General features: G+C 68.2%; 26 protein-coding genes and 1 tRNA gene. 8 read left to right on the top strand and 19 right to left on the bottom strand.

Going from position 1 to position 25,214, the window contains the following annotated elements:
- Window positions 1-387 precede the first annotated feature (387 nt).
- From LC490_RS22545 to LC490_RS22490, 12 genes are all read right to left on the bottom strand, one after another.
- Window positions 388-747 carry a PilZ domain-containing protein gene (locus LC490_RS22545; RefSeq protein ID WP_031373658.1) on the bottom strand — a complete coding sequence of 120 codons (360 nt, stop codon included), beginning with the start codon at window positions 745-747 and terminating at the stop codon, window positions 388-390.
- The gene (locus tag LC490_RS22540) at window positions 744-1,721 is read right to left on the bottom strand and encodes a DNA polymerase III subunit delta' (protein ID WP_223621688.1); all 978 of its coding nucleotides are present in this window, start codon (window positions 1,719-1,721) and stop codon (window positions 744-746) included. Before LC490_RS22540 ends, LC490_RS22545 begins: the two co-directional genes overlap by 4 nt.
- The gene (gene tmk, locus LC490_RS22535; RefSeq protein WP_031373656.1) at window positions 1,718-2,374 is read right to left on the bottom strand and encodes a dTMP kinase; all 657 of its coding nucleotides are present in this window, start codon (window positions 2,372-2,374) and stop codon (window positions 1,718-1,720) included. The genes LC490_RS22540 and tmk overlap by 4 nt, the downstream gene beginning before the upstream one ends.
- Window positions 2,371-3,516 carry an endolytic transglycosylase MltG gene (mltG, locus tag LC490_RS22530; RefSeq protein WP_223621687.1) on the bottom strand — a complete coding sequence of 382 codons (1,146 nt, stop codon included), beginning with the start codon at window positions 3,514-3,516 and terminating at the stop codon, window positions 2,371-2,373. The genes tmk and mltG overlap by 4 nt, the downstream gene beginning before the upstream one ends.
- A gap of 67 nt (window positions 3,517-3,583) precedes the next feature.
- Window positions 3,584-4,429, bottom strand: coding sequence for an aminodeoxychorismate lyase (pabC, locus tag LC490_RS22525; protein WP_223621686.1), 846 nt, complete (start codon window positions 4,427-4,429; stop codon window positions 3,584-3,586).
- Window positions 4,430-4,562: 133 nt separating this feature from the next.
- On the bottom strand, window positions 4,563-5,813 hold the full coding sequence (fabF, locus tag LC490_RS22520; RefSeq protein ID WP_031373653.1) for a beta-ketoacyl-ACP synthase II: 1,251 nt from the start codon (window positions 5,811-5,813) through the stop codon (window positions 4,563-4,565).
- Between the two features lie 157 nt (window positions 5,814-5,970).
- Window positions 5,971-6,210, bottom strand: coding sequence for an acyl carrier protein (gene acpP, locus LC490_RS22515; RefSeq protein ID WP_031373652.1), 240 nt, complete (start codon window positions 6,208-6,210; stop codon window positions 5,971-5,973).
- A 128-nt stretch (window positions 6,211-6,338) separates the two neighbouring features.
- On the bottom strand, window positions 6,339-7,085 hold the full coding sequence (fabG, locus tag LC490_RS22510; protein ID WP_223621685.1) for a 3-oxoacyl-ACP reductase FabG: 747 nt from the start codon (window positions 7,083-7,085) through the stop codon (window positions 6,339-6,341).
- A gap of 194 nt (window positions 7,086-7,279) precedes the next feature.
- Window positions 7,280-8,221, bottom strand: coding sequence for an ACP S-malonyltransferase (fabD, locus tag LC490_RS22505; RefSeq protein ID WP_223621684.1), 942 nt, complete (start codon window positions 8,219-8,221; stop codon window positions 7,280-7,282).
- A 1,170-nt stretch (window positions 8,222-9,391) separates the two neighbouring features.
- Window positions 9,392-10,372, bottom strand: a complete 981-nt coding sequence (locus LC490_RS22500; RefSeq protein ID WP_223621683.1) for a beta-ketoacyl-ACP synthase III — start codon at window positions 10,370-10,372, stop codon at window positions 9,392-9,394.
- Window positions 10,373-10,637: 265 nt separating this feature from the next.
- On the bottom strand, window positions 10,638-10,832 hold the full coding sequence (gene rpmF / locus LC490_RS22495; RefSeq protein ID WP_031373696.1) for a 50S ribosomal protein L32: 195 nt from the start codon (window positions 10,830-10,832) through the stop codon (window positions 10,638-10,640).
- Window positions 10,833-10,963: 131 nt separating this feature from the next.
- Window positions 10,964-11,485, bottom strand: a complete 522-nt coding sequence (locus LC490_RS22490) for a YceD family protein (RefSeq protein WP_031373697.1) — start codon at window positions 11,483-11,485, stop codon at window positions 10,964-10,966.
- A 126-nt stretch (window positions 11,486-11,611) separates the two neighbouring features.
- Here LC490_RS22490 and LC490_RS22485 point away from each other — a divergent pair, with 126 nt between their 5' ends.
- Window positions 11,612-11,974 carry a hypothetical protein gene (locus LC490_RS22485; protein ID WP_152566378.1) on the top strand — a complete coding sequence of 121 codons (363 nt, stop codon included), beginning with the start codon at window positions 11,612-11,614 and terminating at the stop codon, window positions 11,972-11,974.
- 81 nt (window positions 11,975-12,055) lie between these two features.
- The gene (locus tag LC490_RS22480; RefSeq protein WP_223621682.1) at window positions 12,056-12,634 is read left to right on the top strand and encodes a Maf family nucleotide pyrophosphatase; all 579 of its coding nucleotides are present in this window, start codon (window positions 12,056-12,058) and stop codon (window positions 12,632-12,634) included.
- Window positions 12,635-12,697: 63 nt separating this feature from the next.
- Here LC490_RS22480 and LC490_RS22475 read toward each other — a convergent pair whose 3' ends face one another.
- On the bottom strand, window positions 12,698-14,548 hold the full coding sequence (locus LC490_RS22475; protein WP_031373700.1) for a glycosyltransferase family 39 protein: 1,851 nt from the start codon (window positions 14,546-14,548) through the stop codon (window positions 12,698-12,700).
- 311 nt (window positions 14,549-14,859) lie between these two features.
- On the opposite strand from LC490_RS22475, the gene LC490_RS22470 reads away from it, so the two are divergent.
- From LC490_RS22470 to LC490_RS22455, 4 genes are all read left to right on the top strand, one after another.
- Entirely contained in the window at window positions 14,860-15,834 is a 975-nt protein-coding gene (locus LC490_RS22470; RefSeq protein ID WP_223621681.1) for a MoxR family ATPase, read from the top strand.
- Window positions 15,835-15,926: 92 nt separating this feature from the next.
- Window positions 15,927-16,859, top strand: coding sequence for a DUF58 domain-containing protein (locus LC490_RS22465; RefSeq protein WP_031373702.1), 933 nt, complete (start codon window positions 15,927-15,929; stop codon window positions 16,857-16,859).
- Window positions 16,852-18,855, top strand: coding sequence for a DUF3488 and transglutaminase-like domain-containing protein (locus LC490_RS22460; RefSeq protein WP_223621680.1), 2,004 nt, complete (start codon window positions 16,852-16,854; stop codon window positions 18,853-18,855). Before LC490_RS22465 ends, LC490_RS22460 begins: the two co-directional genes overlap by 8 nt.
- Window positions 18,852-19,337, top strand: coding sequence for a Slp family lipoprotein (locus LC490_RS22455; RefSeq protein WP_031373704.1), 486 nt, complete (start codon window positions 18,852-18,854; stop codon window positions 19,335-19,337). Before LC490_RS22460 ends, LC490_RS22455 begins: the two co-directional genes overlap by 4 nt.
- 275 nt (window positions 19,338-19,612) lie before the next feature.
- Here the strand turns inward: LC490_RS22455 and LC490_RS22450 are convergent, their stop codons facing one another.
- The 5 genes from LC490_RS22450 to dnaX form a co-directional block, all read right to left on the bottom strand.
- Window positions 19,613-19,966 carry a histidine triad nucleotide-binding protein gene (locus LC490_RS22450; RefSeq protein WP_223621679.1) on the bottom strand — a complete coding sequence of 118 codons (354 nt, stop codon included), beginning with the start codon at window positions 19,964-19,966 and terminating at the stop codon, window positions 19,613-19,615.
- A 175-nt stretch (window positions 19,967-20,141) separates the two neighbouring features.
- Window positions 20,142-20,741 (bottom strand): recombination mediator RecR, encoded by a 600-nt coding sequence (gene recR, locus LC490_RS22445; RefSeq protein WP_031373706.1) that lies wholly within the window; start codon window positions 20,739-20,741, stop codon window positions 20,142-20,144.
- Between the two features lie 61 nt (window positions 20,742-20,802).
- Entirely contained in the window at window positions 20,803-21,036 is a 234-nt protein-coding gene (locus tag LC490_RS22440) for a hypothetical protein (protein WP_031373707.1), read from the bottom strand.
- Between the two features lie 22 nt (window positions 21,037-21,058).
- Window positions 21,059-21,379: a YbaB/EbfC family nucleoid-associated protein gene (locus tag LC490_RS22435; RefSeq protein WP_031373708.1), complete on the bottom strand. Its 321-nt coding sequence runs from the start codon at window positions 21,377-21,379 to the stop codon at window positions 21,059-21,061.
- 116 nt (window positions 21,380-21,495) lie between these two features.
- Entirely contained in the window at window positions 21,496-23,697 is a 2,202-nt protein-coding gene (gene dnaX / locus LC490_RS22430; protein WP_223621678.1) for a DNA polymerase III subunit gamma/tau, read from the bottom strand.
- A gap of 245 nt (window positions 23,698-23,942) precedes the next feature.
- Between dnaX and LC490_RS22425 the strand changes: the two genes are divergently transcribed.
- Together LC490_RS22425 and LC490_RS22420 are read left to right on the top strand one after the other, a co-directional pair.
- Window positions 23,943-24,035 (top strand) — tRNA-Ser (locus LC490_RS22425).
- A 288-nt stretch (window positions 24,036-24,323) separates the two neighbouring features.
- Window positions 24,324-24,872 carry a putative immunity protein gene (locus tag LC490_RS22420; RefSeq protein WP_223621677.1) on the top strand — a complete coding sequence of 183 codons (549 nt, stop codon included), beginning with the start codon at window positions 24,324-24,326 and terminating at the stop codon, window positions 24,870-24,872.
- A gap of 66 nt (window positions 24,873-24,938) precedes the next feature.
- Here LC490_RS22420 and LC490_RS22415 read toward each other — a convergent pair whose 3' ends face one another.
- Window positions 24,939-25,082 carry a hypothetical protein gene (locus LC490_RS22415; protein ID WP_223621676.1) on the bottom strand — a complete coding sequence of 48 codons (144 nt, stop codon included), beginning with the start codon at window positions 25,080-25,082 and terminating at the stop codon, window positions 24,939-24,941.
- Between the last annotated feature and the right edge of the window lie 132 nt (window positions 25,083-25,214).

Genomic DNA, 25,214 nt, shown 5'->3' with positions numbered 1-25,214 from the left:
GAAGCTCTTAGCGTTTGATCCTGATCTTGAGCTTGCTTGACCGATGCGTCACAAGCCCATCGCAGCGCGGTCGCGGCTCGCGCCGCTCCTACCCGGCGACGGTGCACTCCTTCGATCGACCACTAAGGCGTTGCGGACTCCGCGCGCCCCTTGGTCCCGGCTTGCGCCACTCCTACCCTGACGGGCCACGGCCGGCATTGATGCGAGATTGATGCGCCGCGGTCGCGGCTCGCGCCGCTCCTACCCCTGCGACGGCGCCCTCCTTCGATCGATCACCAAAGCGTTGCGGACTCGGCGCGTCCCGCAGTCGCGGCTCACGCCGCTCCTACAGGGGGTGGAGTCCGAGCACTCGCTACTCATCAAGCTGATGCAAAACGATCGCCCCGATTACATCGTATGCGTCGGCCGCTCCGAATTGAGCGTACCCGCCAACAATGCCTCGATCTTGCCCTTGACCGCATCGCCCTCGGCGGTCTCGGCGAACTGGATGCCGATGCCGGCGGCGCGATGGCCCTGGGCGCCGGTCGGGGTCACCCACACCACTTTGCCGGCGACCGGCATGCGTTCGCTGGATTCGGGCAGGGTCAACAACAGGAACACTTCGTCGCCGAGGAAATAACGCTTGGGCGTGGCGACGAAGATGCCGCCGAACTTCAGGAACGGCATGTAGGCGCTGTACAGCGCCGCCTTGTCCTTGATCGTCAACGACAGGATGCCCTGTCGCGCTGCGCCTGCCGTTGCATTCATGCCTTGCTTCCTCCTGCGGCGCGACGGGCTTCGTCGTTGCGCCACGCCATCAACAATTCGATCACGGCCAGATCGGCGCGGACCGTGGTCCGCAACAGGTCGCGGGTGCGGTTGGCGCGATCGAACCAAGCCGCAAGACTGCGCGCGCGGGCGGGGTCGGTCAAGCCGTTGGCGGCCTCGGCAAGCGCGATGTCGGACGCGTGTCGCAGACGCAACACCGCCTGTTCGTCGCCGACCCAGCGTTGCGCGACTTCCTGCGCCGAGGTCTCGCCGCGGCCGAGCTTGGCCAGATCGGCGGCGACTTCGCGGCGCAACTTGAGCCCGTCGCCGGTCAGCCACTCATGGGCCAGGCCGGGATGGCCGCGCGCGGCATCGAAGGCTTCGCGTGCGGCCGCCTCGCCGTGCCCCTGCGCCTTCAACCAGGCCAACGATTCGTCCTGCGGCGGCAGGCGGAACTCCAGGCGCTGGCAGCGACTGCGGATGGTCGCCGGCAAACGCGCCGGATGCGAACTGACCAGCCACAGATAACGCCCCGGCACCGGCTCTTCCAAGGTCTTCAGCAAGGCGTTGCAGGCAGCGGTGTTGATGGCGTCGGCGGGGTCGAGCAGGATGATCTGGGCGCCGCCGTACTGCGGGGTCAGCGCGAGGCGCTCGGACAGATTGCGGATCTGCTCGATGACGATCTCGGTGCGCAGCCGGGTGCCTTCCTTGTTCGGGATGAAGCTGACGAACTGGTAGTCGGGATGAGTGCCGGCCGCCAGCAACAGGCAACTGCGGCAGGTGCCGCAGGGCTCGCCGTCGGCATCGCGTTCGCGGCACAGCAAGCCGTGCGCGAGGCGTTCGGCGACGGCGCGCTTGCCGAGTTGGGCCGGGCCGCAAAACAACAGTCCATGCCCCAGGCGCCCGGCGTCGATCGAGGCCTTGGCCTGGTCGTAGATGCGGCGCTGCCAGGGGGCGAAGGTGGCGACGCTCATCGTGCCGCCTCGAACGCCGGCGCCGCCGCGATGGTGCGGCGCAGACGCTCCACCGCCTGTGCGGCGACCGTGTCGGCGGGCTGGCTGGCGTCGATCAAGCCGAAGCGCTCCGGCTCGGCGGCGGCGCGCTCGCGATAGGCCTGGCGCACGCGCTCGAAGAAATCGTTGCGCTCGCTCTCGATGCGGTCGGCCGCGCCGCGTCCGCGTACGCGCTGCAGACCGATCTCGACCGGCACGTCGAGCAGCAGAGTCAGGGCCGGACGAATGCCGACCACGCGCCGCTCCAGCTCGGCGATGAACGCCGGGTCGAGCCCGCGTCCGGCGCCCTGGTAGGCATAGCTGGCATCGGTGAAGCGATCGCTGACCACCCAGGCGCCGCGTTCGAGCGCCGGCAGGATCGCGGTCGCGACATGCTGGGCGCGCGCGGCGAAGGCGAGCAACAACTCGGTCGCCGGCGCCGCGGGTTCGTGATGGGTATCGAGCATCAGCCCGCGGATCTGTTCGGCCAGCGGGGTGCCGCCGGGTTCGCGCGTGTATACCGCCTCGATGCCGGCGGCCTCGAAGGCGCCGCGCAGGGCCGCGAGCACGGTCGACTTGCCGGCGCCCTCGCCGCCCTCGAGGGTGACGAAACGCGCGTGCGTGGGCAGGCTCATCGCGCGCTCCCCGGGGCCGGCGGCGTCGCCTGCCCGGCCTCTTCCTGGCGCGCTTCCTCGAGCACGGCCTTGCCTTCCTCGGGCTGGTCGCTGCGGCGTTGCTGGCGATAACGCTGCAGGTACAGACGCACGTTGGCCTGGTGCTCGGCGTAGGTCGCCGCGAACAGGCTGCCGCCGCTGCCGTCGCCGGACGCGACGAAGAACAGCGCATTGCCCGGCGCCGGGTTCGCGCTGGCCTTGAGCGCGCCGACGCCCGGCATCGCGATCGGGGTCGGCGGCAGACCGGCGCGGGTATAGGTGTTGTAGGGCGTGTCGGTCAGCAGATCGCGCTTGCGGATGTTGCCGTCGTAGCTCGGGCCGATGCCGTAGATCACGGTCGGGTCGGTCTCCAGTTTCATGCCGAGCTTGAGCCGGCGCTCGAACAGCCCGGCGATCTGCGGCCGTTCCGAGGCGATCCCGGTTTCCTTCTCGACGATCGAGGCCATGATCAGCAGCTCGGCCGGCGTCTTCAGCACGCTGTCCTTGTCGCGGCCCTTCCAGGCTGCGGCGACGGCGCGGTCCATCGCCTCGTAGGCGCGCTTGAGCACGTCGAGATCGCTGTCGCCGCCGGTGTAGAGGTAGGTCTCGGGCAGGAAGCGCCCTTCCGGATGCTGGCCGGGGTGGCCGATCGCTTTCATCAGGGCGGCATCGTCGAGTTGCGCGGCGTCCTGCTTGAGCAAGGCGGCACGCGCCAGCGCGGCGCGCACGTCGCGCATGTTCCAACCTTCGACGATGGTGAAACGATGGCTGATGACCTTGCCGTCGCGCATCGCGATCAACAGATCGCGCGGCGTGGTGCCAGGCTCCAGCGCGTATTCGCCGACCTGCAGGCGCCCGGCCGCGCCGAGCTGCTTGGCCAGCAAACGCCATTCGAGTTGCTGGCCCTCGACGACACCGGCCTGGCGCAGCTTGCGCACCACCGCGGGCAAGGAATCGCCGCGTTCGACGACCAGGCTTTCGCCTTTCTCCAGCCCGCTCATCGGCGAGGCGGCGAAGCCGTCGTAGCGCTGCCACAGCCAGGCGCCGGCCGCGGCCAGGGAGGCCAACAGCAGCAGGATCACGATCAGGCAACCGCAGCCGCGCTTGCGTTTCTTTTCAGCCACGAAACCTCCGTTGTTCGATCCGACCCGCCGCGCGCCGCCACGACCGCGCGGCCGCGGGTGCGGCGGCTCAGCCCTGGGACGGAACGAAGGCGGGATGCGTCGCGCCGAGCCGGTGCCGCAGCCCGGCCACGGCCGGATGCGGCGCCCAATGCCGCTCGCCGAGCCGCGCCACGGGCAGGATACCGCGCGCGGCGTTGCACAGGAAAACCGCGTCGGCGCCCAGCACGTCATCGGCGTTCAGGCGTTGCACCCGAACCTCGGCCAGTTCCATCAGCGCCTGCCGGCACACGCCGGCGACCCCGCTGCGATCCACCGGCGGGGTCAGCCAGGCATCGCCCTGCAACACGAAGAGATTGGCGGCGGTAGCGCAGACCACCGCGCCGGAGGCATCGCGCAGCAGGCCTTCGTCGATCGCCGGATCGTCCCATTCGGCGCGTGCCAGCACCTGTTCGAGCCGGTTGCAGTGCTTCAGGCCGGCCAGGGCCGGCTGTTCGGACAGTTGCAGATCGCACCAGCGCAGGGTCAAACCGCCGGTCGGCGGCGCGGGCGGCAGCGGATGGCGCGAGATCGTCCAGACCGGCTCGGCCTGCGCCGATGGCGCGTAACCGCGGCCGCCTTCGCCGCGGGTCAGGATCAGCTTGAGCACCGCGTCCAGGCCTTCGAGCAGTTGCGCGGCTTCCGAACGGACCTGCGCCGGATCGGGCAAGGGCAGCCGCAAACGCTGCGCACCGCGCGCCAGCCGCGCCCAATGCGCGTCCCACCACGGCAGTTCGCCGCGATGCGCCAGCAGGGTTTCGAACAGGCCGTCGCCATAGGCATGTCCGCGGTCGTACGGCGAGAGCGCATCGACCCGTCGCGTGCCGAGGAATACCCGGGCATCGTTATTTGGCGCAGCGGATGCAGTGGTCGTCATGCCGGCATCGTACGCGCGGCGAATGTCCGGCGCAGCCCTGATGGGAACGGTGCGATCGCGATCGCGACTCCCGGAAAAACAGAAAGCCCGCGACCACCGAAGTCGTCGCGGGCCTTCGCTTGCATCGCCGCAATCAGATGCGCTTGAACACCAGGGTGCCGTTGGTGCCGCCGAAGCCGAAACCGTTCGACACGGCGATGTCGACCTTGGCGTCGCGGGCGGTGTTCGGCACGTAGTCCAGATCGCACCCCTCGCCCGGCTCGTCGAGATTGATCGTCGGCGGGATGATGTTGTGATGCAGGGCGAGCACCGAGAAGATCGCCTCGGCGCCGCCGGCCGCGCCGAGCAGGTGCCCGGTCATCGACTTGGTCGAGCTGACCATGGTCTTGTAGGCGTGGTCGCCGAGCGCGCGCTTGATCGCCAAGGTCTCGGCCAGGTCGCCGAGCGGCGTCGAGGTGCCGTGGGCGTTGAGGTAACCGACCTGGTCGGGGTTGATGCCGGCGTCCTTGAACGCGGCGGCCATGCAGCGGGCCGGGCCTTCGCCGTTCTCGCTCGGTGCGGTCATGTGGAAGGCGTCCGAGCTGGCGCCAAAACCGGCCAGTTCGCAATAGATGCGGGCACCACGCGCCTTGGCGCGTTCGTACTCTTCCAGCACCAGGATGCCGGCGCCGTCGCCGAGGACGAAGCCGTCGCGGTCCTTGTCCCACGGCCGCGAGGCATGGATCGGATCGTCGTTGCGGGTCGACATCGCCTTCATCGAGCAGAAACCGCCGACCGAGGTCGGCGAGGAACCGCGCTCGGCGCCGCCGGCGAGAATCACGTCGGCATCGCCGTACTGGATCATGCGCATCGCCATGCCGATCGAATGGTTCGAAGTCGCGCAGGCCGACACGGCAGAGAAATTCGGGCCCTTGATGCCGGTCAGCAGCGAGACCTGGCCGGGCAGCATGTTGATGATGGTGCTGGGCACGTAGAACGGCGAGATCTTGCGCGGACCGCCCTCGTGGTACTTGATGGTCTGCTCTTCGATGCCGAGCAGGCCGCCGATGCCCGAACCGATCAGCGCGCCGATGCGCTCGGCGTTGGAGTCGTCGACGACGATGCCGGCGTCTTCCAGCGCCATGAACGACGCGGCGACCCCGTAATGGATGAACTCTTCCATCTTCTTCGCGTCCTTCGGCCCCACCCATTTGGTGATGTCGAAGTCGCGCACCTCGCCGGCGATGCGGGTGGTGAACAAAGCGGGATCGAAATGAGTGATCGGGCCGATGCCCGAGCGGCCGTTGACGATGCCGTCCCAGCTGCTGGCGACGTCGTTGCCGAGCGGGGAGACGAGACCGAGGCCGGTGACGACCACACGGCGGTTGAAGGAACGGTTGGACATGCAACGCTACCTCTGTGGAATCCGTCTTCGGACCTACGCCGGCGTATCCACCGGCCTGAAAAGCACGGGGCCGCAATGCGGCCCCGAGTTGTCACCTGATTCGCGTACTGCACGCATGCCGCAAGCGCCGAAGCACGGGCGGCATGCCTCAGGCGCCTTACGACTTGACGTGCGCCTTGACGTAATCGATCGCCTGCTGCACCGAGGTGATCTTCTCGGCTTCTTCGTCCGGAATCTCGCACTCGAACTCTTCTTCGAGCGCCATCACCAGCTCGACGGTGTCGAGCGAATCAGCGCCGAGATCGTCGACGAACGAAGCGTTGTTGGTGACTTCTTCTTCCTTGACGCCAAGCTGTTCGACGACGATTTTCTTGACGCGTTCTTCGATGCTGCTCATGGATGCTGCTCCTCCCGTGAGGGGTTTTTCGATGGAATAGTCTAATGGAATCGGGAGGTTTCGCGAGGGCCGCCGGCCTTTCGACGAAACTCCTTTGGGTTCAATCGCTTACAGCCTACGCCAAAGGCTCAGGGCATGTACATGCCGCCATTGACGTGCAGTGTTTCGCCGGTGATGTAGGCCGCGCCGGGGCCGGCCAGGAACGCCACCGCACGGGCGATGTCGGCCGGTTCGCCGAAGCGGCCCAGCGCGATCTGGTCGAGCATGCCCTTCTTCGCCTCTTCGGGCAGCTCGCGGGTCATGTCGGTATCGATGAAACCGGGGGCGACCACGTTCACGGTGATGCCGCGGCTGCCGATCTCGCGCGCCATCGACTTGCTGAACGCGATGATGCCGGCCTTGGCCGCCGCGTAGTTGGCCTGGCCGGCGTTGCCGGTCACGCCGATCACCGAGGCGATGTTGATGATGCGGCCCTTGCGCGCCTTCATCATCGAGCGCATCACCGCCTTGCTGGTGCGGAACACGCTGGTGAGGTTGGTGTCGAGGATGGCCTGCCAGTCCTCGTCCTTCATGCGCATCAGCAGGTTGTCGCGGGTGATGCCGGCGTTGTTGACCAGGATCGAGATCGCGCCGACCTCCTTGGACACGCCGTCGATCAGGGCCTCGATCGAGGCCGCATCGGCGACATCGACGACGCGGCCGTGACCGCCGCTGGCGGCCAGGCGCGCGGCGATGGCCTGGGCGCCGGCTTCGCTGGTCGCGGTGCCGACGACGGTGGCGCCCTGGGCGGCCAGTTCGTCGGCGATGGCCGCACCGATGCCGCGGCTGGCGCCGGTGACCAGGGCGATCTCGCCCGAAAGCGGGGACGTGCTCATGCTTGCTTCACTCCGTATTGCCGCTGGCTCATGGGGTGCTGGCGGGTGGGTTGCGACGCATCCGATGCCGCGGCCGTCTCGCTGCACGACCCCGCCGCCTCGCGCTCGCACCGCGATTTTGCGCGGCCAAGCCTACAGGCTGGGGTCGAGGTTGAGTAGCGCGAATCGGTGACAGTCGGGACGCGGTCGTGGGTTCAGCGCCAGTCGGCCAGGGCGGTCGCGAAATCCGCCGGCGTGCCGATGGCGCGACCCTCGAGGGACTTGTCGATGCGCTTGACCAGGCCGGCGAGGACCTTGCCGGGGCCGCATTCGGCGATGCGGACCACGCCGCGCGCGGCCAGCGCCTGCACGCAACCGGTCCAACGCACCGGCAGGTACAGCTGCTGCACCAGGGCGTCGCGGATCGCATCGACGCCTTCGTGGACCTGCGCATCGACGTTCTGCACCACCGGCAGCGACGGCGCCCGCCACTGGATGCCGGTCATCGCCTCGGCGAGACGGTTGGCCGCCTCGCGCATCAGCGGCGTATGCGAAGGCACACTGACCGCGAGCTTGACCGCCTTGCGCACACCGGCTTCGGCCAGGCGCGTGAGCGCCTTGTCGACCGCGTCGGCATGACCGCCGATGACGATCTGGCCCGGCGAGTTGTAATTGGCCGGCACCACGACCTGGGCGCCCGACACTGCCGCGCAGATCTCTTCGACCAAGGCGTCTTCGGCGCCGAGCACGGCCGCCATCGCGCCGGTGCCGGCGGGTGCGGCGTCCTGCATGAATTGTCCGCGCAGACGGACCAGATGCGCGCCGTCGTGCAGCGACAAAGCGCCGGCTGCGACCAGCGCGCTGTACTCGCCGAGGCTGTGCCCGGCCAACACCGCCGGCTGCGCTCCGCCCTGCGTCTGCCATACCCGCCACACCGCCACGCCCGCGGCCAACAGCGCCGGCTGGGTGTATTCGGTGCGGTTGAGCATTTCCTCGGGGCCGGCCTGGCTCATGGCCCAAAGATCGACGCCGGCGCCCTCGCTGGCCTCGGCGAAGGTCTCGCGGACCTGCGCATGCAGTTCCGACAACTCGGCGAGCATGCCGAGCGATTGCGAGCCCTGGCCCGGGAAGACGAAAGAAAGCTGCTGATCGGTCACGCGTGCTGCCGGATCGGTAAGGATGCGGAATGATACGGGCGAACCGCCGGGATCGTCTGTACTCGGCGGTACGGCGTCACATCGCGTCGCAGAAGGTCGCGATCCGAAGGGAAACGCGGCGCGGCCGCACCGGGCGCCCTGGGACGCCTGGCTTGACCGTTCTTCGCCTTCGCCTTCGCCTTCGCCTTTGCCTTTGCCTTTGCCTTTGCCTTTGCCGTTGCCGTTGCCGTTGCCGTTGCCGTTGCCGTGAAAGCTTGGCGCAGTAGCGAACTCGCGAGAACGCCTGGAGACCCAGAGGGCGCCGCACAGGACGTGCGGCGTTTTCCGATAAGACAGGGACGTCTTATCGGAAAATCCCGGCGCGCGCATCGCACTCGTGGCCTGTGCCCTTGCAAGGAGAGCCCTTTTCTTTGGTTACCTTTGACCGAAGGGAATCCAGACGGACTTTTGGGCTCCGCAAAAGAAAGTAACCCGGCCGCTTTAGCGGACGGAAGCTCTGCTCTTGCTTCAAGGGAACGCCGTAGGCCGGCAGGACGTGGTCGCGGCTCGCGCCGCTCCTACCCTCGCGACGGCACGCCGCTTCGATGAATAGTATCGGCGGTGCGGCTCCTGCACGTCCCTAGGTCGCGACTCACGTCGCTCCTACAGGTATGACAGCTCTGAACTTGCTTGGGATTTTCAGAAGCAAGATCAAACGATAAGAGCTTCCGCCACTAAAGCGGCGGGTTACTTTCTTTTGTCTAAAGCAACAAAAGAAAGCTAACCAAAGAAAAATGCTTTTCTTTGAATCACAGGCCCGCACGAGCGGTGCATACGCAGGGATTTTTCATACGGGACATCCATGTCCCGATGAAAAACGGCGCGCATCCCTGCGCGCCGCCCTCCGGGTCTTCGATTGCCTTCGCGAGTGTCAAGCCGCGCACAGCAACAGCACCAGCAAGGGCAACGGCAACGGCTGAGCCTTTACGGCAACCGCCGTCGCCGCTCTTGGGTAGGAGCGGCGCAAGCCGCGACCACGACAATGATGAGCCTGCGTCGCCACATGAAAGAGGTCGCGGCTCACGCCGCTCCTACAGGCCGGTCACGAAAAAACCGAACCCCGGAAACACGAAGGCCGGCCTACGACGAAGTCGTGGCCGGCCCAGTGGTCGCGAATGCGCCGCCGATGACTCAGTAGCGCAGCAGCGCCGAACCCCAGGTGAAACCACCACCGAAGGCTTCGAGCAGCAGCAGCTGACCGCGCTGCACCTTGCCCGAACGCACCGCCTCGTCCAGCGCCAACGGCACCGAACCCGAGGAAGTGTTGCCGTGACGGTCGACGGTCACAATCACGCGATCCATCGGCATGTCCAGGCGCTTGGCCGTGGCTTCGATGATGCGCAGGTTGGCCTGGTGCGGAATCAGCCAGTCGATCTCGTGGCGATCCAGGCCGTTGGCTTCGAGGGTCTCCTCGACCACCGAGTCCAGCGCCTTGACCGCGTACTTGAACACTTCGTTGCCGGTCATCAGCACCTTGACGCCGGCGTTGTGCTCTTCGGGCTTGAAGCCGACCGAAACGCCGACCGGGTTCCACAGCAGTTCCTTCTTGCCGCCGTCGGCGTGCATGTGGGTGCTGAGGATGCCGGTCTCGCTGTCGGCCTTCAGCACCACCGCGCCGGCGCCGTCGCCGAACAGCACGCAGGTGCCGCGATCGTTCCAGTCGAGCATCCGGGTCAGGGTTTCCGAACCGACCACGAGCACGGTCTTGGCCGCGCCCGACTGCACGAACTTGTCGGCGATGGTCAGCGCATAGACGAAGCCCGAGCAGGCGGCATTGACGTCGAACGCCGCGCAGCCGTTGGCGCCGAGACGGTGCTGCAACAGGCAGGCGGTGGACGGGAAGATGAGGTCCGGCGTGGTCGTGCCGACCACGATCAGGTCGATCTCCTGGGCCGATACGCCGGCAGCTTCGAGCGCGCGCACGGAAGCGTGATAGGCCAGGTCGCAGGTCGTCTCACCTTCGGCGGCGATATGGCGCTCGCGGATGCCGGTGCGGCTGACGATCCATTCGTCGCTGGTATCGACCAGCTTGGCCAGGTCCTGATTGGTCAGCACCTTTTCCGGCAGGTAGCTGCCGGTACCCGCGATGCGGGCGTAAATCCGATCTGTCATCACCACTCCGCGGCGTTGCCGTATACGTACCGGAGGACCGATGACGCTCCGAACGCCGCGATAGCGTTATGGAACGCAGGCCGCCGGAATGTGCTTCATAAAAGCTAATGTGCTTTTTGGAAGCATGGCCTCTTGGAAGCATGGCTTCTCAGAAGCAAGGACCGCCAGCACGGGCTGGCGGTAGAACGATAGCGCGATGACCGTCGGCGTGCCGACGGCAGCGCGCGCCTTCATCCAGGCGCGCGGCGCGGCATGCGGACGAAGCTTATTCTTCGTCGGCGATGCGGGTCTTGGTCTCGATCACCTTCTTGCCACGGTAGTAACCGTCGGCGGTGACGTGGTGGCGGATGTGGGTCTCGCCGGTGGTCGGGTCGGTGGCCAGCTGCTTGCTGGTCAGCGCGTCGTGGGCGCGGCGCTGGCCGCGGCGGGACGGGGAAACGCGGGACTTCTGAACAGCCATGGTCTTGCTCCGGAAAAGCGGTGGAAACCTGAGGTGGATAGCGTAAGCCCGATTAGCAGGAGCGGCTTGCGATTCGCCTGCAGGTCGGAGTGGATCTGAATGGTGGTGCTAAGGGTAAAACCGGGTCTTGCTCAATTCTTCTTCAGCGCCGACAGCGAGGAAAACGGGTTCGCGCTGTCGAGCTCTTCCTGCGGGGCCGGCCAGTCGCGCTCGACCGACTCGCTGCCGGGCGCGATCGGCACCACCGGTACGGCGAGGATCAGTTCGTCCTCGACCAGCTCGGAGGCGCGCAACATGCCGTCTTCGGGCATCAGCAGCGGCTCGTAACCCGGCGGCAGCGCGGCTTCGTCCGCCTCTTCGCGGATCAGGCCGAGCCGTTGGACCATCTGCACCGGCAGCAGGAAACGCTCCAGGGTGCGCTGGCACAACAGCGGCAACTGCGTGTCGATCTTCAACTCGACATAGGGCACCTGCAGTTCGTCGGTGTCGAAATCCAGGGAAAACCGGACTTCGCCCTCGGTATCGAGCAGACTGCCCTGCAACCGGGTCAGCGCCGACAACGGCAAACGACCTTCCACGCCGCGCCGTGCCGCCACCAGGCGCCAGGCATCCAGAACTTCGGGCACCCGCCCAGATGGCACATCGGCTGACATAAGCCGCGGAATGTTAGAGACGCAGCCCCCCGCTGTCAAACCGTAACCCCAGGCCGGCGCAGGGATTTGCCGTTAGCCGGCCCGGGCGTGCAGACTGCCGGCCCCGCCCGTGCACCGAGCCCGACCTTGACGACCCTCCTGCTGCTGAGCCTGGCCGCACTGGCGGCCTTGGCGGTTTCGCTGGGCCTGCGCTACTTCCCGAGCCGCCGCGAGCGCGCGGTGCGCGAACTGCTGGACGCCGCCGACGCCCTGGAAGCCAGGCTGCGCCTGGCCCGGGCCGAAATCGAAGCGGTCGCCGGCGACGAGGGCCGCGACCCGGTCGCCGATGCCATGCGCGAGATGCTGCGCCAGCGCCTGTGGCTGCGCGACCACGGCCGCCAGGCCAGCGTCGCCCAGTTGGCCGAGGTGCGGACCTCGATCGACGAGGCCCGCAGCCGGATCGATCAGCAGCTGAACCAGATCGAACAGGCGCGCGCGCCGCTGGCCTGAACCGGCCGGCCGTCGCCTCTGCCCGGCCCGCCAGCCCGGCTCGATCCGGGCCGCCTAATCTCTCCTTCTTTCGGGTCTCCGATGTCCGCGCGACTGATCCTGGCCTCCACCTCCGTCTATCGCCGCGAGCTGCTGACCCGGCTCGGCCTGCCTTTCGACAGCGCCCGTCCCGAGACCGACGAGACCCCGCAGCCCGGCGAGGCTCCGCTCGCCCTGGCCGGCCGACTGGCGGTGGCCAAGGCCGCCGCGGTCGCCGCGCTGCAGCCCGGGGCCTGGGTGATCGGCTCGGACCAGGTCGCCGAGTTCGACGGCCGTCCGATCGGCAAGCCCGGCGGCCGCGACGGCGCCCTCGCCCAGCTCGGGGCGATGTCCGGCCGCGAGGTGCGTTTCCTGACCGGGCTGTGCCTGCTGCGCCACGGCGAGGCACCGAAGACCGCGCTCGACGTGACTACGGTGCGCTTCCGCGAACTGAGCGCGGAGGAGATCGCGCGCTACGTCGACGCCGAGCAACCCTACGATTGCGCCGGCAGCTTCAAGTCCGAAGGCCTCGGCATCGCCCTGTTCGACGCGATCGAATCGCAGGACCCGACCGCGCTGATCGGGCTGCCGCTGATCGCCACCGCGCGCCTGCTGCGCGAAGCGGGCTATCGGCTGCCCTGAGATCGCTGCGCTCGCCGGCCACGGCTCGCGAGCGCATCGGATCCGCTAAAGACCGGCGCCGACTCAGCGGCGCACCTCGATCGGCTGCTCGGCCCAATCCTCGACGCTGCCGTCGCGCCCGTGCAGGCGCAGGCCCAGCCAATGCCGGCCGGGCGGTTCGGCGTCGAGGCGCACCTTGGCATCGAAGCCGACCCGCGGATGCTGCGGATCGTTCGACACCTGCCAGTAACTGCGCACGCCGGGCAATTCGCGGCCGTAACTCGCCTGAGCGACGACGCGGCCGTCGAGCATGATGTCCACGCGCGCCAGGCCGACGCCGTCCTTGAACGCCCAACCGCTGACGTCGAACTCGCGACCGACCTTGCGACCCGGCAACGGTGCATCGACCCACGCCATCGCCGGCGTCGTGCAATCGCCTTCGCGCTTGGCGCCGTCGAGCGCGAACAGGGCGAAACGCTGGCGGCCGTGATCGACATTGAGCATCTGCGGCGGCGGCAAGGGGCCGACCATCGCGCACAGTTGGTGATAGCGGCGCAACAGGTTCTTGTATTCGACCTCGGTGGCGCCGACCACGAGCAGCACCGGCGCGGTGCCCCACTCGGCGCGTCCGGCGCTTTGCAAGCCCCACAACCTCAGCTGCGGCGCGCGCCCGTGCTTGTGGTTGATCGGGTGGTCGAGCACGGCGATGCGCGGATCGCCGAGCGCGAAACCGAGTTCGGCGCCGACCTTGAAGTTGTCGGCGACGATGCGCGTGCCCGGCGGCATCGAGCGCTGGCGTTGCCGCACCGCATCGGCGAGTTCGCCCCAACCGGCGAAATTCGACGGATACCACTTCTCGCCGGCGCTGCGCGCGCGCAGGCCGGGCACCGAAACGACCAGGTAGTAGGCGAGTATCGCCAGCAGCGCCACGCCGGCGACCGCCGCAGTGAGCCGGCGCGCCCATCGCGGCCATCCCGCCAGTACGCCCGGCAGCAACGGCAACAAGGCCATGAAGCCCGGCAACGGCCAGTGGAAACTGACTCGCTCGGTATCGGCGAAGAAACCCAGGACGAAGAAGCCGAGCACGATCAAGCTGCCGAACAAGGCGAAGTAGCGGGTGATCGGCGACGCCGCGCGCGCGCCCCGGGCGCCGGCGAGGGCCAAGGCGATCAGCAACGGCGGGGTGACCAACAAGGCCTGGATCGCGACGAACCACAGGCCTTCGGCATGAAACGACCAGGGATGCCGGTCGACCAACTGGAAGCGCAGGCCGGCATCGGCGTTGTCCATGTTCCAGGCGACCAAAGGCGCCCAGGCCGAAGCGCCGATCGCCGCGGCGATCACCACGCGCACGTCGCGCAGGGCGCGGCGGCCTTCGGGCAGGCACAGCAGGACCACGCCCCCGACCGCGATCACGGCGATGAAACGGTAGTGACTCAAGGCGCCGAGGGCGAGGCCGGCGGCCAGCTCGACCGCGGCCCGCGCATCGACCTCGCGCAGCAGACGCGCACCGGCGTCCAGGCACAGCAAGGTCGCCAGGGCCATCATCGCGTCGGGCAGCGCCAGCAAGCCCAGGCTGCCCGACAGCGGCAGCAAGACGCCGAAACAACCGGCCACCCAGCCTTGGCGTTCGCCGAATTCGCGCGCGGTGATCCGCGCCAACAACCACGGCACCAGCGCCGACATCGCCAGGAACGGTGCGCGCAGCGCCCAGGCATGCTCGCCGCCGAGTTCGACGCCGAGTCGCGCCAACCAGGCGGTCAGGCCGGGCAGATCGGAATAAGCGGCGGCCGGATGTCGGCCTTCCTGCCAGTAGAACGCTTCGTCGACGAACAGCGGCAATTGGGCGACCACGCCGAACTTGAGCAACAGCACCGCCGCCCACAACACCCAGAACAGGCGCCGTATCGGCTGGGCTTCATCCTTATCCCGCATCGGCACGCGACCTCGCTACACTCTGGATGGGGTTGGACACGCTGCGGCGTCGCCGGTTCATTCGCGACGCTCGCACAACAAGGGGCTGGAGGCCGCAACGGGCGAACCGATCCTATTCGCCGCGGTTTGTTGACGCCGATCCCAGATACTCCGAACGCCTTCGAGACCGCTGCTGCAAAAACGGGGTTCGCACGCGATGATGCGAACCCGCGCTCGGCGCCCGCACTCCGGCGCGATCCGCGCTCGTGCGATGCCTGCGACCGCAAGGGTCGACGGCGGACACGACGCTACAGACACAGGACAGACGCACGATGACGGCAGGCAAGATCACAGCAGCAGGCACGACGGCTGTCCATAACGCGACCATCCTAACCGATGCCCTGCGCCTGGCCCTCGAACAGGCACAGGCCCAGGTCAATGCCCTCGTGCTCGGCAAGGCGCAAGCGGTGCGCCTGGCCTTCGTCGCCCTGCTCTCCGACGGCCATCTGCTGATCGAGGATTTGCCCGGACTCGGCAAGACCACGCTCGCCCATGCGCTGGCCGCGACCCTTGGTCTGGAATTCCAGCGCGTGCAGTTCACCTCCGACCTGTTGCCGGCCGACGTGGTCGGCGTGTCGGTGTTCGACCCGCAATCGCGCCAGTTCCAATTCCATCCCGGCCCGGTATTCACCCAGGTCCTGCTCGCCGACGAAATCAATCGCGCACCGCCGCGCACCCAGAGCGCATTGCTCGAAGCGATGGCCGAACACCAGGTCACCGTCGACGGCCGTACCCATCCGCTGCCCGACCCGTTCTTCGTCATCGCCACCCAGAACCCGGTCGATCTGTCGGGCACCTATCCCTTGCCGGATTCGCAGCTCGATCGCTTCCTGCTGCGCCTGCAACTCGGCTATCCCGACGAGGCCGCCGAACGCGACCTGCTCGCCGGCGCCGATCGCCGCAACCTGATCGCCCAGACCAAGCCGGTGTTGAGCACCGACGACGTGCTGGCGATCCGGCGCGCAGTCGACGCGGTCTACGTCAGCGACAGCCTGATCAACTATGTGCAGGCCCTGCTCGCACGCAGCCGCAAGCACCCCGGCGTGCGCGTAGGCCTGTCGCCGCGCGCCGGACTGGCCCTGCTGCGCGCCTCGCGCGCCTACGCCCTGCTGCTGGGCCGCGCCCACGTCGTGCCCGAGGACGTGCAGGCGTTGTTCGCCGCGGTCGCCTCGCACCGCCTGGTCGCCGAGGCCGACGCCGCGCCCGACATCGCCAAGTCCATCCTCTACGCCGTGACGGTGGATTGAACGCAGCGATGGCGGCGACGCAGGCGCAGGACGATCTCGACCACGGCCCGGTCCGGCCCGCGACACGGCGCTGGAACGCATGGCGCCTGCGCATGATGTCGCTGACGCGTCCGCGCCGGCCCGAGCCCTTGCCGGCGCGCTTCGACCGCCGCCGCATCTACGTGCTACCGACCGGTTTCGGCCTGTTCTACGGCGCCCTGCTCGCGACCATGACCCTGGGCGCGTTGAACTACAACAACAACCCGGCCTTTCTGCTCGCCCTGTTGCTCGGCGGCGCCGGGCTCGCCAGCCTGATCGCGGCGCAGTTGCAACTGACGGGTTTGAGCATCGTCGCGATCGACGCCGAACCGGTGCCGGCCGGCCTGCCCCTGGCCGTGCGTGTGCATGCGCGCGCCGCCCCCGACCGGGTGCGCCGCGGCCTGCGCGTCGACGATCACGGCGCGCTCGGCATCGACGCGGTCGTGCTCGATCTCGAGCAGGGTGCCGGCGAAGCCGAACTGCGCATCGCTACCGAGCGACGCGGTTGGCTCGACCTGCCGCGCTTGCGCATATCGACGACCCGGCCGCTCGGCCTGGCCCGCGCCTGGGCGCACGTCTGGCCGGAAGCGCCGCTGCTGGTCTATCCGACCCCGGAAGCGCATGGCCCGCCGCTGCCGGTCGGCGGCGGCGATCAGGCGGTGACGCGATTGCATCCGAGCGGCGACGACGTCCATCACTTGCGCGCCTACCGTTTCGGCGATGCCCGGCGCGCCATCGCATGGAAGCATTCGGCACGGCGCGACACCCTGCTGGTGCGCGAATACGAACAACCGCTCGGCGCCGACGTCGAACTGGAATGGCATCGTCTGACCGGTCTCGGCCAGGAGGCAAGGATTTCGCGCCTGGCGCGCTGGGTCGACGAGGCCGAACGCGACGGCTGCCGTTATCGGCTGAGCCTGCCGAACCAACCCTCGCTCGGCCCCGGCACCGGGCCGGCGCATCGCCACGCCTGCCTGCGCGCACTGGCGCTGATGCCTCATGGCTAAGCCCGCCGCTCCGGCGCTGGAGCCAGTCACCCGCCGTTGGGCCTTGCTGGCCGGCGCCAGTTGTCTGTTGCCGTTGCTGCTGCAATTGCCGCTGCAGATCGCCGCGGTGATCGCCGCGGCCGGCGTCGGCATCGGCGTGTTGTCGTGGCGCCGCCCCTTGCCGAGCGCGTTGCGCCTGGTGCTGTTGTTGGCGCTGATCGGCACCGTGCTGATCATGACCGGCTTCGCCCTCGGCCGCGACACCGGTTGCGCCCTGCTCGCGGCGATGTTCGCGCTGAAACCGTCCGAAACCCATACCCTGCGCGACGCGCGCAGCCTGATCGGCTTCGCCCTGTTCGGTCCGTTCGCGACCTTCCTGCTCGACCAGGGGCCGCTGTCGCTCACCCTCGGCCTGGCCGCGGCGATGTTCGCCTTGTCCACCCTGCAACGCCTGGCCGAAATCGAATCGCGCCCGGACCCGCTGCGCGCGGTCGAGCCGGCGCAAACGCATTGGCAACGCCTGCTCGCGATCGGCCGCCTGGTGGCGATCGGATTGCCGCTGGCGCTGGCGGTGTTCTGGTTGTTCCCGCGCCTGAGCTCGCCGTTATGGGGTGTGCCCGAGCGCGCCCTCGCCCGCCCCGGCCTGTCCGACCGAATGAGCCCGGGCGAGATGGTCGACCTGATGAACGACGAGACCGTGACGCTGCGCGCACGCTTTCGCGGCACGGCGCCGCCGACCTCGCAGATGTACTGGCGCGGGCCGGTGCTGTGGAATTTCGACGGCCGCGAGTGGACCCAGCCGCGCTGGTTCCAGGGCCTGCCGGCGGCCCCGATGCGCGCGGGGCGCACCCGTTGGGATTACGAACTCGAAGTCGAACCCACCGACACGCGCCAGTTCGTCTCGCTCGATCTGCCGCGCGAAGCGCCGCCCGGCACGCGCTTGTCGATCGATCACGGCATCTACGCCGACCGTGCGCTGACCTCGTTGAGCCGCTGGCGCCTGCAATCGGCGCCGCCGGCGTCGTACGAACCGCAGTTGCGCGAAACCCTGCGCCGCGCCGCTCTGTCCCTGCCCAGCGGCTACAACCCGCGCACCCTCGCCCTGGCGCAGCGCTGGCGCGCCGAAGCCGGCAACAACGATGCCGTCATCGTCGACCGCGCCCTGGCGATGATCCGCCGCGAATTCGTCTACACCCTGGCCACGCCCTTGCTCGGCCGGCACTCGGTCGACGAGTTCCTGTTCGATCACAAGGCCGGTTTCTGCGAACACTTCAGTTCTTCGTTCGTGGTCCTGATGCGCGCCGCCGGCATTCCGGCCCGCGTGGTCACAGGCTACGCCGGCGGCTATTTCAACCCGGTCGGCAACTACTGGCTGGTGCGCCGCTCCGACGCCCACGCCTGGGCCGAGGTCTGGCTGCAGGGGCGCGGCTGGGTGCGGGTGGACCCGACCGCCGCGGTTGCGCCGGAACGCATCTACGACACCCTCGCCGACCGCCGCCCCGGCGCCGGCGGGCTGTTCGGCGGCATCGCCGGGGCGACGCCGTTGTTCAACCTCAGCGACTGGCTGCGCCGCGGCTGGAACGATTTCGTGCTCGGTTTCGATGCCACCCGCCAGCAGCGCATGCTGCAGCCGTTCGGCGTCGACAACCTCGATAGCGGCAAACTGATCGCCCTGTTCGTGCTGTTCGCCAGCCTCACCCTGCTGTGGATGGTCTGGCTCAGCAGCCGCGGCGAGCGCGAGCGCGACCCGGTCCTGCGCGCCTGGCACCGGCTGTCGCGCCGCTATCGCCGCCTCGGCCTGGAGCGCGAGGCGCACGAGCCGGCGCTTGCCTGGGCTGAACGTGTGACCAAGGCCCGCCCGGATTTGGGCGAAAGCCTGCTCCGGCTCAGCCAACATTTCAGCGATTGGCGGTACGCTGATGGCCAACCCGGGCGGCGCGAGGCCCGAGAACTGCGCAATGAACTGGTCCGGGCGCTACGCGCACACCGCCCCGGCCCCACTGGAGAACGTCGATGAAGCTCCGACTTGCCTTACTCGCTGCCGGCGTCGCGCTAATCAGCGCCTGCGCCTCGCAGCCCAAACCGTTGCAGGGGGCATTCACCGCCCTGACCCCGTCCGACGCCGCGGCCCAGGACAGCACCGGCGCCGTCGTGCGCTGGGGCGGCCGCATCGTCAACGTCGAACCGCAGGCCAACCGCACCTGTTTCGAGATGATCTCGACCCGCCTGGGCGATTCCGGCCGGCCGTACTGGGCCACCGACGACACCGGCGGCCGCTTCCTCGCCTGCCGCGCCGGCTTCTACGACCCGGCCCTGTTCGAGCGCAACCGCGAAGTGACCTTCACCGGCCGCATCTCCGGTTACGAGTCGCGCCGCATCGGCGAATACGACTACCGGTTCCCGAAGCTCGATGCCGACGTGGTCTATCTGTGGCCGGTGCGCGAGCGCGTCGACGTAATCGAACGCCCGGCGCCGTGGCCGTGGTGGGGCTGGTGGTAAGGCACCGCGCAATCGTTTCGCGATTGCGGTAACGAACGAAGGCGCCTGTGGGCGCCTTCGTTGGTTTTGGGACGTGGTTTTTGGGACTTGGGATCGCGATGGGATGGCTGTGCCATACGCGATGAAGCAGAAGCAAATCCCCCCTTCCCCCCTTTTTCAAAGGGGGAAATGCGTAGGCGTTCGCGACACGATGCGCTCGGCGACTTGCTGCCGGCAAAACTCGGTGAACGACCTCGGCACCCACTAATGTGAGCAGCAGTACCTGCCGCGTCGAATCAGCGCGGGGTGCCGAAACGGCCGAGTTGGGCGCCGGCGAGCAGGTGCAGGTGGATCTGGAACACGGTCTGGCCGCCGTCGCCGTTGCAGTTCATGACCAGGCGATAGCCGTCCTCGGCGAAACCTTCGCGCTGCGCGAACGCCGCGGCAGCATGAGCCAGGCGGCCGACGATCACGGCCTGCTCGGCCTGTAGGTCGTTGAGCGTGGCGATCGGTGTCTTCGGCACGAACAGCACATGCACCGGCGCCTGCGGCGCGATGTCGCGAAACGCGATCAGATCGTCGTCCTCGTAGACGACGTCGGCGGGAATCTCGCGACGGATGATCTTGCCGAAGATGGTGGTGTCGGTCATGAGAGCCGGGATTCAAGATTGGGGAGTCGGGAATCGTACCGCGCCGCCGACGACGAAACTTGGGCAGTCGCGTGTTTCCCGGCCTCTCGCCGTCCACCTTCGCAGGCCATCGAATCGACCAAGTCGCCAGGCTTCGCTTCAACCGATTCCCAATTCCCGACTCCCAATTCCCGCCCTACTGCGGCACTTCGCTGCGGCTGCCGAAGGCATGCGAGAGGGTGCCGCGGTCGACGTATTCGAGTTCGCCGCCGAGCGGTACGCCATGGGCGAGCCGGCTCGGCCGCACCTGGTGCTGACGCGCAAGCTGGGCGAGGTAGTGCGCGGTGGCCTCGCCTTCGACGGTGGGGTTGGTGGCGATGATGAGTTCCTGCACCTCGCCCTCGGCCAGGCGCGTGGCCAAGGTGTCCAGGCCGAGCTCGCGCGGGCCGATGCCGTCGAGTGGGCTCAGGCGGCCCTGCAGGATGAAGTACAGGCCGCGATAACCGGTGGCCTGTTCGATCGCCAAGCGGTCGGCCGGCGATTCGACCGCACACAGCAGATGCGCATCGCGCGAACCGCTGGCGCAGGTCGCGCAGACTTCGGTCTCGCTGAAATCGCGGCAACGCACGCAATGGCCGATCTTCTCGATCGCCTCGGCGAGCGCGTCCGACAAACGCTGGCCGCCGCTGCGCTCGCGTTCGAGCACGTGGTAGGCCATGCGCTGGGCCGACTTCTGACCGACGCCCGGCAACACCCGGAAGGCGTCGATCAGTTGTTCGAGCAGGCGGCTGCTCATGCCTGCACCGGCATCGGAACGGAACGGACGGTCGTCATCGCGGTCGCTTCGGCTCGCCGGGCTATTCGGAGGTCGGGAAACTGCTGCGCGCCATCGGTTCGCGATTCATCGCGCGCACGACGTTCAAACACAGGATCGCGCCGAGCAGCGGGATCATCCACACCAGCGCCGACTGCAGGCCTTTCTGCAGGCCGGTCAGGTCGGGCTCGCGCCAGACCGTCCAGGTCGCATACAGATCCAGCCCGAGCAGCGCAGCTGCGACCAACGCGGTGGTGATGCCGATATGCAGGTTCATCGATGAGCGTCCGCGGCGGCGATCAGAACGGCAGCTTCATGCCCGGGGGCATCGGCATGCCGGCGGTCGCGGCCGACATCTTCGCCTGCGATTCGCTGTTGATCTTGTTGACCGCATCGTTGAACGCCGCGGCGATCAAGTCCTCGACCATTTCCTGATCGGCGAGCACGCTCGGGTCGATGCGCACCTTGCGGCAATCCATGCGGCCGGTCAGGGTCACGCTGACCATGCCGCCGCCGGCGCTGCCGGTGACTTCGATCTTGGCCAATTCTTCCTGGGCGCGCTGCACGTTTTCCTGCATCTTCTGCGCCTGTTGCATGAGTTGGGCGATGTTGCCGCGCATGATGGTCCTGCCTCTTGGTCGTGAAAGTAATCGGTGGATCGAGGCCGCAGTCTGCCGCAGCCTCATGTCGTCGGTGATGTAGTTGGGCCGCGAACCGCGCGGCGCAAGGGTTGCGGTCAGGCCTCGTCGTAGGGACGGATCGAATCCGGCACCACCTTGGCGCCGTGCACGTCGATCAGACGGCGCACGTCGGGGTCGTTCATGAAACGCTCCTCGGCCGAGGCCTGGCGCTCGTCGCGCGCGCGCAGATTGCGCGCATGCAGCGATTCGCCGGCCGCGCTGGCCGCCTCGAAGCGGATCTGCGGCGCCGTGCCGAGGCGGCTCGCCAAGGCGTCGGCGACCATCTTGATCAAGGCCGGTGCGCGCAGATGATCGTCGTCGGCAGGCAAGGACAAGGTCAGCACACCGTCGCCGTAAGCCACAAAGCTGGCGTGCTCGGCGAGGATGCGGGCCGGGCCGCGCAGGCCGCTGGCATCGACCAGCGCATGCCAGGCGTCGTCGTCGGCGATCGCCCCGGCCGAGGCAGAGGACGAGGCGGCGCGGGCCGGCATCGTGATCGGCTCGGACGGACGCGCCGGCGGCGCGGCGGGCGCAGAGACGGTCTCCAATCGCGGCGCAACGACCGAAGTTTCGCTGTCGGGGCCGGGGCTGCCGAACAGGCTTGGGCCCGGATCGACCGGCGCCGTCGGCGGCGCCATGTCGCGCACCGGCTCGGCCGCGGCCTGGGCCGGTACTGCGACCGGCGCTTCCGGGCGAAGCTCGACGCGTTCGGGTGCGGCCGCGCGTTCCACGACCGCTGCCGCCGCGCGGGCCGGCGCTTCGGTTCGGTCCGATACTCGGTGATTGTTCGGCTTGGGCGAAAGCTCTTCGTCCGGCCAGGTCAACGGTGCTCGCGCCTGTGGCTCGGCTTCCGCTTGAGGCTTCGCTGCCGCGGCTGGCTGCAGGCGCGGCTCCGGTTCGGACGGCGCGGCCATGATCGGCTTGGGTTCCGGCTTCGCGATCAGTGGCGCGACGGGCTCCGGCTGCGGATTCGGACGCGCCTTGGTCTCCTGCACCGGCGCTTCCGAGGCCGGCGCCTTGCTCGCTTCGAGGTTCGGCGCCGCTTGGCGCCCACCGCCCATCTCGCGCATCGCCGCCGCGGCCTGGGCCGCCGCGCTGGCACTGGCGCTGCGCGCCGGCTCGCTGCGGCCGCCCGACGAAGGTGCCGGGCCGGCATCGCCGCCGGCCCCGGCCGGACGGAACGCCAGCATGCGCAGCACGCTCATCTCGAAACCCGCCCGCGGGCTCGGCGCCAGCGGCAGATCGCGGCGGCCGTTGACGCTCATCTGGTACCACAGCTGCACGACTTCGGGCCGCAGCTGCTCGGCCAGGGTGTCGACATCGACCCCGTCGGCCTCGACCGCGGCCTCGGGCACGAGCTGGCGCACCTGGATCCGGTGCAGCGCATCGGCCAGGGTTTCCAGCACCCCGCCCCAGTCGGGCGAGAACTCGGCCAGGGTAGCGACCTCGTCGAGCAAGCGCTGACCGTCGCCGTCGGCCAGGGCGGCGAGGACCGCACCGACCCGGGTCCGGTCGACCGTGCCGAGCATCGCCGCGACCGCCGCCCCTTCCAGGGGCGCATCGGTGCCGGCGCCGCTGTAGGCGATAGCCTGATCGAGCAGCGACAGGCCGTCGCGCAGGCTGCCGTCGGCGGCCTTGCTGAGCTGGCGGATCGCGGCCTCGTCGACCGGGATGCCCTCGGCGGCGAGGATCCGGGTCATCTGCCCGGAAATCTGCTGCTCGTCCAGGCGCTTGAGGTTGAACTGCAGGCAGCGCGACAACACCGTCACCGGCAATTTCTGCGGGTCGGTGGTGGCGAGCAGGAACTTGACGTGCCCCGGCGGCTCCTCGAGCGTCTTCAGCAGCGCGTTGAACGCCGACTTCGACAGCATGTGGACTTCGTCGATCAGGTAGACCTTGACCCGCCCGCGGCTCGGCATGTACTGGGCGTTGTCGATCACCTCGCGCACGTCGTCGACGCCGGTGTTGCTGGCGGCGTCGATCTCAAGCAGGTCGATGTAGCGGCCGGCGTCGATGTCCAGGCAGGCGTTGCACTCGCCGCAGGGGTCGGCCGAGGTGCCGCGCTCGCAGTTCAGCGACTTGGCGAAGATGCGCGCGATCGTGGTCTTGCCGACGCCGCGGGTACCGGTGAACAAGAAGGCGTGATGGACGCGCCCGGTGCCGAGCGCGTTGGTGAGCGCGCGCACCACGTGTTCCTGCCCGACCAGCTCGGCGAAACGCTTCGGGCGCCACTTGCGGGCGAGGACGAGATACGACATCGGATCCTTTGCGATAAGGCGTTCTGACGGGTCGGACGCGGTGCGCACGACGCCGTCCGGGCGCTCGCGACGGAAGCCGGGAGCGAAGCGTGAACGAACCTCCACATTGTGCCACGCCCCACCCCCGCGCCCGAGCCTCGGCGCCCCCTGTGCGGCGGCGGCCGAAGCCTCGGCTTGTTACCGGGCCCCGCCGCGGCTAGAATTCCCGGCTCTGCACGGCCCGCGACAGCGCCCGCACAGATCCCGGAGAGGTGTCCGAGTGGTTGAAGGAGCACGCCTGGAAAGTGTGTAAGCGTCTAAACCGCGCTTCGGGGGTTCGAATCCCCCTCTCTCCGCCAGATTACGAAACAAGCCCCTGACGACCTCAGGGGCTTGTTTCGTTTGGGGCGCCGGTAACGCGCGTTGCCGGCCGCCGGGAAGCCGGGCCTCGGCACCTCGGTGGGCCTACGCGCCATGCGGGAGCACGCGCGGCGGCATCAAGGCCGCCGTCGAGGGATCCATGCCATGAAGAGAACCCTGCCGCTCCATCCGCCTCGATGCATCAAGATTCTTGATCGACCGACTCCAGACTCGGACAGCCAAGACCGGGCCTCGCCCATACAGGCACACGGGAGAGGGATTCCTAGGTGAAGGACAAAAGCAAAAGCAAAAGCAAAATCGAAATCCAACTCGGCGAAGACGAGCTCAGGCAGGTCGCGCTGTTCGCAGCGACCTGCGCCCGGCGCGTGCTGCCGATCTTCGAAGCCGCCTGCCCGAACGACCAGCGCCCACGGGACGCCATAGCGGAAGCGGACGCCTTTGCTGCTGGCGACAAGCGCACAGCAACCTTGCGCGCCTGCGCCTGGGCCGCCTATGCGGCCGCTCGCGAAGCCAAGGACGCGGCTGCAGCCAACGCCGCGCATGCCGCCAGCCACGCGGCGGCGGCCGCTTATCTGCACCCTCTCGCCACCCCGCACCAGGTCAAACACGTACTCGGCGCGGCGGCGCATCAAGCACTCGCCCTCGAACTCGAAGCCGGGAACGACATCACCGTCGGTAGAGAACAACTGCACTGGGCGGCGAACCTCGCATCGCCCGCGGTACGTAACGTCCTGCGACGCCTGCCGTCTCCGGCTCAAGGTCGCGGACGCTTCAGCGAACTCTTGAATGAGCTCGATGCCGAATTACGGCGTTGAACACCAGTCGAGACACTCAAGGTTTGCGCGGGCGCCCGGTCCGCAATGGGGATCATGAAACCATAGCTAGTCCAGGCAAACCGACTTGATCGGCAAGCCGTCCTTGTAAGAAAAATACTCTTTGCAGTCGCGATCGTAGCGTTTGGTTTGCCGCATGCCGACATCGCCGGCCGATAAAAACTCGGACAGGCTCGTGTTGCCCAGTTCCAACCATCGTCAATCATTAATTTTACAAATGTCGGGCACTGCGAACCGGGTCAGAGTGGCTTCCGACAGGGGCTAGACGGAAGGTGCTCTGACCCGGTTTTTGAAGGAGGGACTAACAGAAGACATCGTAAAAGC

The organism is Lysobacter sp. ESA13C (assembly GCF_019970005.1).
Taxonomy (GTDB): Bacteria; Pseudomonadota; Gammaproteobacteria; order Xanthomonadales; family Xanthomonadaceae; genus Lysobacter; species Lysobacter antibioticus_B.
Note: the sequence above shows the minus strand (reverse complement) of the source record. Positions and strands in the feature narration are given on the sequence as shown.